The following is a 12,430-nucleotide window of genomic DNA, read 5'->3' as shown; positions in this document are numbered from 1 at the left end:
TTCTAGAATGTCCGCATGGATCTTGCATTCTTCCGGCGCACCGATGACGGTTTCGAGCCTACGCCGATGGCTCGCAGCATGTGGGCCGAGGACCACATGCACGGAGTGGCCGCCAGCGGCCTGATCGCCCGCGGCCTCGAGGACCAGATCGAGGAGCTCGGACGTGCCTCGGAACTGGTGCCCTCCCGCTATCACGTGGACCTGTTCCGACCGCCGCGGATGGTGCCGACGCGGATCCGCACGAGGGTCGTACGCAACGGCCCGCGCATCGCGCTGCTCGACGCCGAGATGGTCCAGTCCTCCGGCGACGGCGAGGAGCGGGTCGTCGCCCGCGCGACCTGCACCTACCTGCTCGCCGGCGAGAACCCGGCCGGTGACGTCTGGTCGGCGACCGAGCGCGCCACTCCCCCGCCGCTCGAGGTCGCGCCGCCGACGTCCGAGCCGCACGTACCGTTCTTCGTCTCCGAGAACCCCTGGTCCGACGACTTCGGCAAGCACCAGAACGCCGGGCGCCACGTCACCTGGCAGGTCGCGGTTCCGACCGTCGCCGGCGAGCCGATGACCCCGTTCCAGACCGTGGCCTCCATCGCCGACGCCACCTCGATGGTCACCAACTGGGGCAGCAACGGCGTCGAGTGGATCAACACCGACATCTCGCTCGCCCTCGCTCGACGACCGGCCGGGATGGAGGTCGGCCTCGCCACCATCGACCACGTCGCCCACGAGGGCATCTCAGTCGGAACCGCCGAGGTCTTCGACCGCGAGGGCACCATCGGCACCGCCACCGTCACCGCTCTGGCCAACGCCAAGCGCACCGTCGACTTCACCGCTCCTGGCGAGGGTGGTCCCGCCACCCCGGTCTAGCCGAGGCGTCACTCGCGCCGGCCGAGGCGTCACCGTGGTGACGTCTCGGCCGACGTACCTGACGTCTCGGCCGACGCTTGTGCCTTCTCGGCGAGGGCGAGGTTCTGGTCGACGAGGGCGGCCATGAGGGCTCGCTGACGGGTCGGGGTGAGGCCGAAGCCGGTGGGGGTCAGGTCGGGGGTGGCGAGGGACTCGTCGATGCCGTGGAGGCGGGCGGTCGCGTGGTTGACGTCGGCGATGGCCTGCCGAAGGTCGGCGGTCGCGGGGTCGCGGGTGTCGGGGTCGCCGACGAGGTTGAGTACGCCGGTGATGCCGATCCGGCGCTCCTCGCCAACCCGGTCCAAAACAGCAAGGAGCGCGACGCCGGCCGGGCGGAGCGGCCCGAGGTCCGCGGGGAACGGGTAGGTCGCGCGCAGGCGCGAGGGGTTGTAGCGGTAGGCGGTGTTGAGCATGGTGCCGCCGGCGCGTACCGCCCAGACACGGTGGAGGTCCGAGGCCAGGAACGCGTACGCCGCTGGATCCTGCGTCGGGTAGACGACCAACCCGTTGGAGAAGACGTGGTCGGCACCGACCAGGACGGGCCACAGGTGCTTGCTGTGCTTGCTGAACGCGATGACGTGCGAGAGGCCGACGGCGTCGCGGTAGAGCTCGTCGACGGGGCTGAGGAAGCCCCACCAGCGCTCCTTGAGCTGGGGGTACTTCAAGAACTGGCGGCGGCGCTCGGCACGCACCTTCGACCGCACCAGACGCGCGAGCGCGCGGTCCTCGGCGAGCTCCTCGAGGCCCAGCTTGCCGACGTCGAGCACGAAGCGGGAGGCGGTCGAGCCGCAGGGCGTGACCAGGTCCTCACCACTCAGATAGGGGCGAACGGTGTGCCCGAGCGGACCGCGTCCAAGAGCCTCCGCCTCGGCCGGCGTCAGGACGAGCGTGCGGCCGAGCACGATGGTGCCCTGGTAGCCGTGAGGTAGCGGTACGTCGAGACCCAGTCGCGCCGGCTCCGGGAGCGAGAAGCCGTCCTCGAGCGTCCCGGTGATCGCCGGGACCGAGTGCCCGTCGAGCCACGCACAGTCGAGCGGCCGGGTGGTCAGCCAGATCTTCGCGAACCGCACGCCCGCCGTCGGCCACGGGGCCGAACGCTCCGCACGCGCGACCTGCCAGCCGCGATCCAACAGCGCACCGAGGCCGAAGCGCGCGGTGTCACCCTCGCTGATCGAGTCGGTCGTGATCAGCCCGATCTCGCCGCGGCTGAGGGCAGCGGCCCGGAGCAGGAAGTAGATGACGTAGTCGGCCCGCCTCGTCGTACCGGCGGCGAGCGTGTGCGCGAGGTAGTCGCGCAGCTCCTGACCGATCGCGTCTCGCACCCGCTTCACCCCGAGGTAGGGCGGGTTGCCGACCACCGCGTCGAAGCCGCCGCGTGCCATCACCTCGGGTGCGGCCAGCGCCCAGTGGATCGGCCGGACGGCGGGAACGGGCAGGCGCCGGCACCGGCCCAGCGATGCGTACGCCTCCTCGAGCCGTCTCCCCGGCCGACCGCCCAGCGGCAGCGCGACCGCGACCATGGCATCGGCGTACGCCTCGGGGTCATCTACGCCGGCAGGCAGCTCGTCCGCGTCGACGAGCCCTACCAGCGAGTTGCCGCACAGGATCCGGTCGTCGAGGAAGGTCAGCGGGAGCGAGGGGTCCTCGCAGAGCAGCCAGAGGGAGAGCTTGGCGATGTCGACCGCGACCGGGTCGATGTCGGCACCGTAGAGGCAGCGAGTGACGATCTCGGCCACGGGCCGCTCGCACGAGTCCGCCAGATAACGGGCGGAGGCGAGGAGGAAGACGCCTGTCCCGGCGGCGATGTCGACCACCGCCGCGTCGGCGGAGGCGACCGGCGCCAGGGCGTGGGCGACAACCTCGTCGGCGAGCTCGGGCGGGGTGTAGTGGGCGCCGTTGTCGCGCCGTGAGGAGACCTCGAGGAGCGCTTCGTAGACGTAACCGATCTCCTCCAGAACCAGATCATCGACTGCGGCCCCGTCCAAGAACAGATAGTTCGACAGCAGATGATCCGGCTCCGGACCGTCCGCGCACGACAGCAACCCAGCGCCGTCCAAGGCGGCATCGGTGAGCACCATCCCCCGTGCCCGCGCGAACCCCGCCACGACGCTGCGCATCACCGCCGCCACCGCCGAGGGGCCACCGCCCAGCTCGGCAACCGCCGACCGCGCTCGAGTGCGCAGTGCCCGGGGCGTGATCACAGGATGAACCATAGAACGCCCGCAGGTTCGGGGAGACGAACCGATGGTGAAGAGTGATGCGACGGGGTGGCCCCGTTCACCACAACGTCACACCGTGCGTACAGAATCCGGCGCATGTCCATCGACTCGGAGCGGCTCGGGCCCCTCCTTCACATCCGGCCCGGCACGGCTCCCCGCGTGGCGATCATCTCCGCGAGCTACGGCGCCGGCCACAACTCGGCCTCCCGGGAGATCTCACGAGCACTCGGCGAGGCCGGGTGCGACGTCGAGGTTTTCGACTTCGTCGACCTGATGCCCTGGCGGCTCGGGCACGGCCTGAAGGTCGGCTACAAGATGCAGCTCCAGGTCAGCCCCGACTCCTGGGGCACCACGATGAGTCTGGTCATGCCGGGACGCCCGCTCCACAAGCCGTTCAACCAGGTCCTGCGTCTCTCCAGGCGCAACCTCACCGAGGCCATGCGCGGCGCCGATCTGGTCATCTCCACCCACCCGTTCTGCTCCCAGGTCATCGGCCACCTGCGCACCAGCGGACAGCTCACCGTGCCCGCGGTCACCTACCTCACCGACGCCGCGGTCCCGGCGCTGTGGATCAACCCCGGCATGGACCTCAACCTCGCCATCCACGAGGTCGCCGCACGCGAGGCGCGCATGCTCGGCGGCACCGCGGCGGTGGTCCAGCCGCTGGTCCCGCCGGGGGCGGTGTACGTCCCGGGGCGGGTCTTCCCCGATCCGCTCGCCGACCTCGACCTGAAGGGTCCGCGGGCGCTCGTCACCGGCGGCTCGCTGGGCGCTGGTGCGCTCGAGCAGACCGCCCGCGACATCCTCGAGCACAGCGATATGACCCCGGTGGTCCTCTGCGCGACCGATCCCTGTCTCAAGCGCCGCCTGGAGCGGATCCCGGGTGTCGTGGCGCTCGGCTGGCGCACCGACGTACGCGCCCTGATGGCGACCAGCGACTGCGTCGTCCAGAACGCCGGCGGCTTCACCTCGCTCGAGGCGTTGGCCTCGGGCACGCCGGTGATCACCTACCGATCGATCTCCGGCCACGGCGCCGCCAACTCGGCCAACCTGGACCGTGCCGGGCTGATCCCCTGGGCCCGCGACGAGGTCGAGCTCGCCAAGCACCTGGAGGTCGCCGCCGAGTCGCCGCGGTTCAACCGGCTCGCGCTCGGCGTCCCCGACATCGTCCAGCTCCTCACCGACAGCTACGACGAGACCGCCGTGGCCTAGCCGGCCGGCGGCAGCCCAAAGAGCCGCGCGGCGTTCTCGTAGAGCACCCCGCGCGTCCACTCGTCACCGAGCCCGAGACCGATGACCCCGTCGACCGCCTCGAGATAGGGATATGGGATGTTCGGGAAGTCGCTCCCGAACAGCACCCGATCACCCAGCGCCTTCAGCCGCGGCAGCTCCTCGACCGGGAAGGGCGTCGACGCCTCGGTGAAGGCGGTGAAGGCCATGGTGGTGTCCAGGTGCACGCCGTCGTACTTCTCCACCAGGTCGAGGAACCGCGAGTAGTCCGGCAGCCCCATGTGAGCGACGATCATCACCAGATCGGGATAGCGTCCGAGCAACGCCTCCATGCCGGTGGGTCCGGTGAACCGACCCGGGGCGGGCCCGTGACCCGAGTGGATCACCAGCGGCGTACGCGACTGTGAGAGCACCTCCCAGACCGGGTCGAGCAGCGGTGAGTTGGGGTCGTAGTCGCCGACCTGGACGTGCGCCTTGAAGATCCGCGCCCCCGCCTCGACGGCCTCGCGCACATAGTCCCCCGCCCCCGGCTCCGGGTAGAAAGTCGCCGACTGCAGGCAGTCCGGCTTGTCCGCCGCGAACTCCGCACCCCACCGGTTCAGCCACGCCGCCATCCCCGGCTTGTGCGGATAGGTGAGCGCCGAGAAGTGACGTACGCCGAGATCCCGCAGCACCCGGAGCCGCTCCTCCTCGGAGTGCCGATAGGCGATCGGCCACGGCTGGCCGGTCAGCGGCCCGGCCGCATCGAAGTAGGCCCACACCTTGTCGAGCATCCGCGCGGGCAGGAAGTGGGTGTGTACGTCGAAGATGCCGTCCAGGCCCAGCGCATCGAGCCGCGCGCGGAGCTGCGCGGGCTCGTCGGGGGCGATGGTGACCGTAGGAGGATTCACGAGAGCCGAAACTACCCGGCGGTCGCGGAGCCGGACGCCACGGGCGCAGCGAACGTCTCGGCGATCGCGCGTGCCCGCCCGGGCACCTCGTCGGCGGTCAGCCCCCAGGTCCCCTCGGCGAAGCGCCGGGCGAGCTTCGCGAGCGAGTCGGCACCCTCGTTGAGCGCCTCGCCGACGTGGCCGCGTACCCACTCGAACGAGAGCCGATCGGACTCGCGGCACAGGTCGTCGTGCATCCGGGTCAGGCCGGCGAGCTCGGCGCGGTGCTCGCTCTCGTAGCCCTTCGGCATCGACAGCTCACCCCGGAGCCAGTCCTCGATCATCGCGAGCGCGACCCGGGAGTCGGTCCGGATGGTCAGCGTGCGGCGGGGCAGCGCCCGCACCGCCTCCGCGATCGCCTGCAGCTCGGCCAGGACCACCAGCGACTGCGGGTCGCGGATCCGGGCGTTGGGCACCTGCCGGCCGAAGCCGTGCTGGCCGTCGCCGGCCAGCCATCCCCAGCCGATGAAGCCGCGATGGGCCGAGCCGTCGGTCGCCACCACCAGCGGCGGCATCGGGCCTGCCCGATGGATCGCCAGCGCCTCCACCGCCTCCGCGCGGATGCCCGCGTCCTCGTCGGCGAACGGCACCACGGTCACCCCGGGATAGGCGTCCGCGATCTCGTCGGTCAGTATCCAGAACCGCGAGTTGGACGGCAGCGCGACCACGACCTGCACCGGCGCGAGCGACTCCAGCGAGTCGTACGCCGCCCCGACCGCCGCGATGATCGCATCCTCGGTCCCGCGGGCGCCCAGCGATCCCGCCGCGTGCAGCCCCGGACCGGTCAGAACCCAGTCCCATTTCTCGGCGTCGCTGCGCTCCTTGACGACGATGAAGCAACGCATTGCTGACCTCCTGACCCGCCCGAACAAGTCGTCCTCGACGTTACCGGGCGGCCCCTGAGAAAGAGACTCCGGCGTCAGGATCCGGACACCGCTGACCGGAACGGTCAGACGAGCCCGAGCTCTCGGGCGCGTACGCCCGCCTGGAACCGGGACGCGGCGCCGAGCGCCTCCATGAGCTCGGCGACCCGGCGCCGATAGGTGCGTACGCCGAGCCCGAGGGTGCGGGCCGCGGCCTCGTCCTTCACGCCGCGGCCGAGCAGGTCGAGCACCTGCGGAGCGATGTCGCGCAGCTCGGCGATCCGGGCGTCGTAGGCGTCCACCGTCGTCGCCGAGCGCCAGGCCGCGTCGAAGAGGGAGGTGACGCCTTGGACCACTTCGGGCTGGGTGACGATGCTGAAGCTGCGCTCACCCAAGCGCGGGTCGCCGGCGAGGATCGCGACCCGGTGGTCGATCAGGATCGTCTCGTTGATCTCGTCGGGAGTGATCCGGATCTGGGCGCCGCGGACGTCGCGGATCTCGCGCAGATGGGCGGCGGAGACCGGGTCGAGCAGCACGTTGGGCCGGTAGACCTTCCGCAGCCGCACCTCGGCGCCGTCGCGACCGCACAGCGCGGCCCGGATGCCGGATTCGGTGCGCGCGGCCGACCAGGTGCGCAGGTCGATCGCCGCACAGGCGATGTCGGTGGCGGCCGCGAACAGGTGCGAGGTGCGCCGCACGAGCTCCTCCTCGCCGCGTACGACGGCGACGGTGCCGCCCGTCCGGATCGTCCCCACCGTGTTGGTCACAGCATCGATTGTCCCCCGCCCACCAAGTCGCGAGCCGCGATCGGCAACAACCTGCCAACGGCGTGAGTACGCGTCATCGGGTCGCGACGCTGGAGGCATGACCACGAACCACATCACCGCCGGTGCCGCCGGCACCTGGCAGCTCGGCGACAAGCGGATCAACCGGATCGGCTTCGGCGCGATGCGCCTGATCGGCAACCTCTCCACCCCGATCGCTCCCGACCGTGAGAACGCGATCACCGTCCTCCGCCGCGCCGTCGAGCTCGGCGTCAACCACATCGACACCGCGACGATCTACTTCACCCCGACGCGTTCGGCCAACGAGCTGATCGCGACCGCCCTCCAGCCGTACGCCGACGACCTGCTGATCGCGACCAAGGTCGGCCCCACCCCGCGCGGCCGCGACGGAGCCTGGCAGTCCGAGCCCCGACCCGAGCGGCTGCGCGACCAGGTCGAGGAGAACATCCGCCAGCTCGGCCTCGACCACCTCGACCTGGTCAACCTGCGCTGGGGAGTCGGGCGCGAGCGCGGCACCGGGTCGATCGCCGACCACTTCGGCGCCCTGCTCGACCTGCGCGAGGCGGGCCTGGTTGAGCACGTCGGCCTCTCCAACATCGGTCCCGAGCAGCTCACCGAGGCACTCGCGATCGGGCCGGTGGCCTGCGTACAGAACCAGTACGGGCTCACCACCCGCCGCGAGGACGACGTCCTGCTGCGGCTGTGCGGCGAGCACGGGGTCGCGTTCGTGCCCTTCAACTCGATCGGCGCCGCCGTCGCCGGCGCGGTCCCCGGCGCCGCCCCCGACGAGACCGGTCGCGACGTCGTCGAGGCCATCGCCGCGGAGCACTCCGCGACCCCCTCCCAGGTACGCCTCGCCTGGACGCTCCACCAGGGCCCGCACGTGCTCGCCATCCCCGGGACCGCCGACCCCGCCCACCTCGAGGAGAACGTCGCCGCCGGCGCCCTCCGGCTCACCGACGAGGAGGTGAGCCGCTTGGACGCTGTGGCCGCACCGACGGCCAGCCGCTAGCGACCGCCGCGAGAGATAGTCCGGGACGTTCCAGCCCATCTACCCATGAGTAACGGACCGGATCGTCCCGGACTACCTGCGGCGAGCGGCAGCACTCACTCCTGCGCGGCGTACAGCCCGTCGATGATGTCGGCGTACTTCTTGCTCACCACGCGCCGCTTGAGCTTCAGGGTCGGGGTGAGCTCCTCGGACTCGGCGGTCCACTCCTGGCTGAGCAGCTCGAAGACCTTGACCTGCTCGGGGCGGGAGAGGCGGGCGTTGGCGGCGTCGACGGCCTTGGCGACGGCGCCCCGGATGACCGGGTGCTGGGCCAGCTCGGCGAGCGAGCCGGCCTCGACGCCGAGCTTCTGAGCGACCACGGGAGCGATCTCGCCGTCGAGGGTGAGGACGGCGACGACGTACGAACGGCCGTCACCGACGACCATCGCGTGGCCGACGAGCGGGCTCTCCTTGAGGAGGTTCTCGATGTTGGAGGGGGCGATGTTCTTGCCCGCGGAGTTGATGATCATCTCCTTCTTGCGGTCGACCACGGTGAGGAAGCCGTCCTCGTCGATCGAGCCGATGTCGCCGGTGTGCAGCCAGCCCTCGGCGTCGAAGAGCGCGGCGGTGGCGTCGGGTCGCCCCACGTAGCCCGGGGTCATGATCGGGCCCCGGAACAGGATCTCGCCGTCGTCGGCGATGCGCAGCTCGATCCCGGGCTGGGCGCGGCCGACGGTGCCGAGCCGGAAGGCCTCCGGCCCATTGCCGGTGGCCGCGCCGGTGGTCTCGGTCATGCCGTAGACGTCGTAGATCTTCAGCCCCAGGCCGGCGAAGAACTTCGCCACCTCGATCGGCATCGGCGCGGCGGCGCTGGCCGCCCACTCGACCTTGTCGAGACCGAGCAGTGCGCGCATGGTCGACAGGACCGCCGCGTCGACCCGTTCGAACTGTGCCTGCAGCTCGGGTGAGGTGGTCTGCCCGAACTGCTGCGACTCCACATAGGCCAGCCCGACCGCCATCGCCTTCTCGACACCGGCCTTCTTGGCCTCGTCGGTCTCGGCGGCGAGCAGCGCAGTGACGCCGGTCCGGATCTTCTCCCACACTCGCGGCACCCCGAAGAAGCTGGTCGGGTGCACCTCCTGGAGGGTGCCGAGCAGCAGCGCGGGGTCCTGGACCAGGTAGACGTGGCCGCCGTTGAACTGCGGGATGTAGAGGCTGAGCACCCGCTCGGCGATGTGCGCGAAGGGCAGGTAGGAGACGAGCACGCCCGGCTCCTCGACGCCGGAGACCGTCAGCGAGCTGGTCGTCTCGAAGACGATGTTGCGGTGGGTGAGCACCACACCCTTCGGCTGCCCGGTCGTGCCCGAGGTGTAGAGCATCGTGACCGTGTCGTCGGGGGTCACCGCGGCGCTGCGCGCGTCCAGCTCCTCGCCGACCTCGGCCAGCACCGCCGCACCCGAGGCCACGAAGTCGTCCCAGGCGACCGCCCGCGGGTCGTCCTCCACGGCAGTGTCGATGGTGACGACGCGTACGATCTCCTCGCGCTTGAGCCCGAGCGCCCAGCGGGCGACGTGGTCGTCGGACTCGAGCACGACGATCCGCGGGTCGGCGTGCTGGGCGACGTAGCCGACCTGGTCGGGCGCGAGGGTGTTGTAGATGCTGATCGGGACACCGCCGGCGAGCACCGTGGCCATGTCGGCGACGACGTGCTCGATGCGGTTCGCGGCCATGATCGCGACCGACTCCCCCGGTTGGAGACCGGCGGCGATGTAGGCGGCGGCCAGCTCGCGGGCACGCTGGTGGAGCTCGCCCCACGTCAGCGTGCGCCAGCCCGTGCCGTCCGGGGTGTGCCGGTCGGAGAAGGCCGGCTCGGGGCCGCGGTCGGCGACCACCTTGGCGAGTACGTCGACCATGGTCTGGTCGCCGATCTGGGACTCGATGGCGGCGCGGTCGGCGAGGACGTCGGGCATCGGGGCGCTCCTTCTGTGGCTTGTGACTCGGGTCACAATCGGGGTGCCTCGACCGTAGGGACGAGTCGGCGCGGACACAAGAGCCCGTCCGCGCTATTTGAGAACCTACCCAGCGGCGCGCTTTCCATTCAGTGGAAGAACGCGCTGGCGGCAGGCGCCCGAACAGGAGTTGACTCACCCCATGGCAGAAGAACGTACGCAGGTTGTGATCGTCGGCGCCGGCCCCGCGGGGATGCTGCTGAGCCATCTCCTCGCCGCCGACGGGGTCGACTCGGTCGTGGTCGAGACCCGCTCGGAGGAGTACGTCGCGGCCCGCATCCGCGCCGGGATCCTGGAGCAGTCGAGCGTCGATCTGCTCACCGAGGTCGGTCTCGGCGACCGACTGGCTCGCGACGCCGACAAGCACCGCGGGATCTACCTGCAGTGGCCCGAGGAGCGCCACCACCTCGACTTCGTCGACCTGGTCGGCCGGGCGGTCTACGTCTACGGCCAGACCGAGGTGCAGAAGGACCTGATCGACGCCCGGCGCGCCGCTGGGCAGGTCGTCCACTACGAGGTCACCGACACCGCGCTCCACGACATCGAGTCCGACCGGCCCTCGGTCACCTTCACCGACGCCGCCGGGCTCCCCCAGCGCATCCGGGCGGATGTCATCGTCGGCTGCGACGGCTCCTTCGGCCCCAGCCGCGCCGCGATCCCGGCCCGGGAGAGCTGGGACCGCACCTACCCCTACAGCTGGTTCGGCATCCTCGCCGACGTCGCGCCCTCGACCGACGAGCTCATCTACGCCTGGCACCCCGACGGCTTCGCACTGCACTCGATGCGCTCGGAGAGCGTGTCGCGGTTCTACCTCCAGGTGCCCAACGGCACCGACCCGGCGACCTGGTCCGACGACCAGATCTGGGACGCGCTCGCCGCCCGGCTCGGCCACGGCCAGAACGGCTGGAGCCTGCAGCCGGGCCGGATCACCGACCGCAGCGTCCTCCCGATGCGCTCGCACGTCTCCACCCCGATGCGCCACGGCCGGCTCTTCCTGGCCGGAGACGCCGCCCACATCGTCCCGCCGACAGGCGCCAAGGGGCTCAACCTCGCGGTCGCGGACGTCGCGCTGCTGGCGCCCGCGCTCGCCGCGCTGCTCAAGGGAGACTCGCGACTGGCTGACGACTACTCCGAGACGGCGCTGCGCCGCGTCTGGCGCTGCACCCACTTCTCCTGGTGGATGACCACGATGCTGCACACCGCCGAGGACCCGTTCGACACCCAGCTCCAGCTCTCCCAGCTGCGCTGGGTGACCTCCAGCGAGCACGCCGCCGCCGGGCTCGCGGAGAACTACGCAGGTCTGCCGATCGGCTTCTGAGTGGTCCGCGGGGCCGCCTGGTCAGGGTGCGACCAGACGGCCCCGAATGCCTCAGGCCCTGACCTCGTAGACCAGGTTGAACGGTGTCTCGGCGACGGTACGGAAGGAGCTGAACCCGCCGTCGGCGGTCACCTGCTGGATCCGCGCGGGTCCCGCCTGGGTGCCCAGTGCCGCGGCGCCCTCCTGCGAGACCGATCCCGGCGTGCAGAGCAGTGTCGAGAAGCCGTAGTAGGCCCGCCCGACCGGGTTGAAGTTGTCCTCGACGTGGTCCCCGGCCTTCGGCTCGACGATCATCCACGTGCCGCCGTCCGCGAGCGTGGCGCGCACCTCGCGGGCAGCGCCCACCGGGTCGCCCATGTCGTGGAGGCAGTCGAACATCGTGACCAGGTCGTAGCCCTCGCCGCCGAACGACTGGGCCGTTGCCGTCTCGAAGCGCACCCGGTCGGTGACGCCGGCGTCGGCGGCGCGCTGGCGGGCCATCTCGATGGACGGGCCGTGGGCGTCGTACCCCACGAAGCTCGAGCGCGGGTAGGCCTGCGCCATCAGGATCGTCGAGGCGCCATGGCCGCAGCCGACATCGGCGACGGTCGCGCCCGCCTCCAGCTTCGGTACCACTCCCTCGAGCGCGGGCAGCCAGTCCGGGATGAGATTGGCGTTGTAGCCGGGGCGGAAGAACCGCTCGCAGCCGTTGTGCACGTCGGTGTCGTGGTCTCCCCACGCGACGCCGGTGCCCATGCGGGCCGCCTCGATGATGTGCGTGGTGTCGTGCACGGTCCCGAGGGCGATCTGGAAGAAGCCGGGCAGGAACGCCGGGCTGTCCTCCACGGTCAGTGCCACGGCCTGCTCGGGAGGCAGCGTGAAGCGGTCGGTCTCGGCGTCGTAGGTCAGGTAGTCGCCGGCGGCCTGCGCCCGCAGCCACTCCCGGGCGTAAGGCTCGACGGTTCCGGTACGCCGGGCCATCTCCTCGGCCGTGGACGGCCCGTTGGCCGCGAGGTCGCGGTAGTAGCCGAGCTTGTCGCCCATCACGACCAGAGCCGCGTTGAGCGTCGCACCCACTTCGTCGACAGCCCTGAAGACGAATGCCATCAGCTTGTCGGTGTCGATGTCGGTGACGGTCATTGGTGAATTCCCCCTCTCGTGTGCCCGAGAAGATCCGGCCGGTCGACCGGATCGCCTTCGACGC

The 12,430-nt window shown here is 70.9% G+C and carries 10 protein-coding genes; 4 read left to right on the top strand and 6 right to left on the bottom strand.

Annotated features, from left to right (window positions below; translation table 11 throughout):
- Positions 1–15 precede the first annotated feature (15 nt).
- On the top strand, positions 16–864 hold the full coding sequence (locus tag ABZY89_RS20740) for an acyl-CoA thioesterase domain-containing protein (RefSeq protein WP_355230227.1): 849 nt from the start codon (positions 16–18) through the stop codon (positions 862–864).
- Positions 865–893: 29 nt separating this feature from the next.
- On the opposite strand, the gene ABZY89_RS20735 is transcribed toward ABZY89_RS20740, so the two are convergent.
- Complete coding sequence (locus ABZY89_RS20735) at positions 894–3,104, bottom strand: DNA methyltransferase (protein ID WP_355230225.1); 2,211 nt, start codon at positions 3,102–3,104, stop codon at positions 894–896.
- A 114-nt stretch (positions 3,105–3,218) separates the two neighbouring features.
- Between ABZY89_RS20735 and ABZY89_RS20730 the strand changes: the two genes are divergently transcribed.
- Positions 3,219–4,334, top strand: a complete 1,116-nt coding sequence (locus tag ABZY89_RS20730; RefSeq protein ID WP_355230223.1) for a glycosyltransferase — start codon at positions 3,219–3,221, stop codon at positions 4,332–4,334.
- Here ABZY89_RS20730 and ABZY89_RS20725 read toward each other — a convergent pair.
- From ABZY89_RS20725 to ABZY89_RS20715, 3 genes are all read right to left on the bottom strand, one after another.
- Positions 4,331–5,242, bottom strand: coding sequence for an amidohydrolase family protein (locus tag ABZY89_RS20725; RefSeq protein WP_355230221.1), 912 nt, complete (start codon positions 5,240–5,242; stop codon positions 4,331–4,333). The genes ABZY89_RS20730 and ABZY89_RS20725 overlap by 4 nt on opposite strands.
- An 11-nt stretch (positions 5,243–5,253) precedes the next feature.
- Positions 5,254–6,126, bottom strand: coding sequence for an RNase H family protein (locus tag ABZY89_RS20720; protein ID WP_355230219.1), 873 nt, complete (start codon positions 6,124–6,126; stop codon positions 5,254–5,256).
- 104 nt (positions 6,127–6,230) lie between these two features.
- Positions 6,231–6,911, bottom strand: a complete 681-nt coding sequence (locus tag ABZY89_RS20715; RefSeq protein ID WP_355230218.1) for a DNA-binding response regulator — start codon at positions 6,909–6,911, stop codon at positions 6,231–6,233.
- A 97-nt stretch (positions 6,912–7,008) separates the two neighbouring features.
- Between ABZY89_RS20715 and ABZY89_RS20710 the strand changes: the two genes are divergently transcribed.
- On the top strand, positions 7,009–7,941 hold the full coding sequence (locus ABZY89_RS20710) for an aldo/keto reductase (RefSeq protein WP_355230216.1): 933 nt from the start codon (positions 7,009–7,011) through the stop codon (positions 7,939–7,941).
- Between the two features lie 95 nt (positions 7,942–8,036).
- Here the strand turns inward: ABZY89_RS20710 and ABZY89_RS20705 are convergent, their stop codons facing one another.
- The gene (locus ABZY89_RS20705; RefSeq protein ID WP_355230214.1) at positions 8,037–9,890 is read right to left on the bottom strand and encodes an AMP-dependent synthetase/ligase; all 1,854 of its coding nucleotides are present in this window, start codon (positions 9,888–9,890) and stop codon (positions 8,037–8,039) included.
- 181 nt (positions 9,891–10,071) lie between these two features.
- Between ABZY89_RS20705 and ABZY89_RS20700 the strand changes: the two genes are divergently transcribed.
- Positions 10,072–11,247, top strand: coding sequence for a 4-hydroxybenzoate 3-monooxygenase (locus ABZY89_RS20700; protein WP_355230212.1), 1,176 nt, complete (start codon positions 10,072–10,074; stop codon positions 11,245–11,247).
- Positions 11,248–11,298: 51 nt separating this feature from the next.
- Here ABZY89_RS20700 and ABZY89_RS20695 read toward each other — a convergent pair whose 3' ends face one another.
- Positions 11,299–12,366, bottom strand: coding sequence for a class I SAM-dependent methyltransferase (locus tag ABZY89_RS20695; protein ID WP_355230210.1), 1,068 nt, complete (start codon positions 12,364–12,366; stop codon positions 11,299–11,301).
- Positions 12,367–12,430: the final 64 nt, after the last annotated feature.

Source organism: Nocardioides sp. NPDC006303, from assembly GCF_040613175.1.
Lineage (GTDB): Bacteria > Actinomycetota > Actinomycetes > Propionibacteriales > Nocardioidaceae > Nocardioides.
The sequence above is the reverse complement of the archived record's forward strand: the minus strand, read 5'-3'. Positions and strand labels throughout refer to the sequence as shown.

Excerpts from the sequence above, each read along its gene's own strand:
- ABZY89_RS20710 (WP_355230216.1), top strand. The coding sequence starts at position 7,009 with ATGACCACGAACCACATCACCGCCGGTGCCGCCGGCACCTGGCAGCTC.
- ABZY89_RS20705 (WP_355230214.1), bottom strand. The coding sequence starts at position 9,890 with ATGCCCGACGTCCTCGCCGACCGCGCCGCCATCGAGTCCCAGATCGGC.
- ABZY89_RS20700 (WP_355230212.1), top strand. The coding sequence starts at position 10,072 with ATGGCAGAAGAACGTACGCAGGTTGTGATCGTCGGCGCCGGCCCCGCG.
- ABZY89_RS20730 (WP_355230223.1), top strand. The coding sequence starts at position 3,219 with ATGTCCATCGACTCGGAGCGGCTCGGGCCCCTCCTTCACATCCGGCCC.
- ABZY89_RS20740 (WP_355230227.1), top strand. The coding sequence starts at position 16 with ATGGATCTTGCATTCTTCCGGCGCACCGATGACGGTTTCGAGCCTACG.
- ABZY89_RS20720 (WP_355230219.1), bottom strand. The coding sequence starts at position 6,126 with ATGCGTTGCTTCATCGTCGTCAAGGAGCGCAGCGACGCCGAGAAATGG.
- ABZY89_RS20695 (WP_355230210.1), bottom strand. The coding sequence starts at position 12,366 with ATGACCGTCACCGACATCGACACCGACAAGCTGATGGCATTCGTCTTC.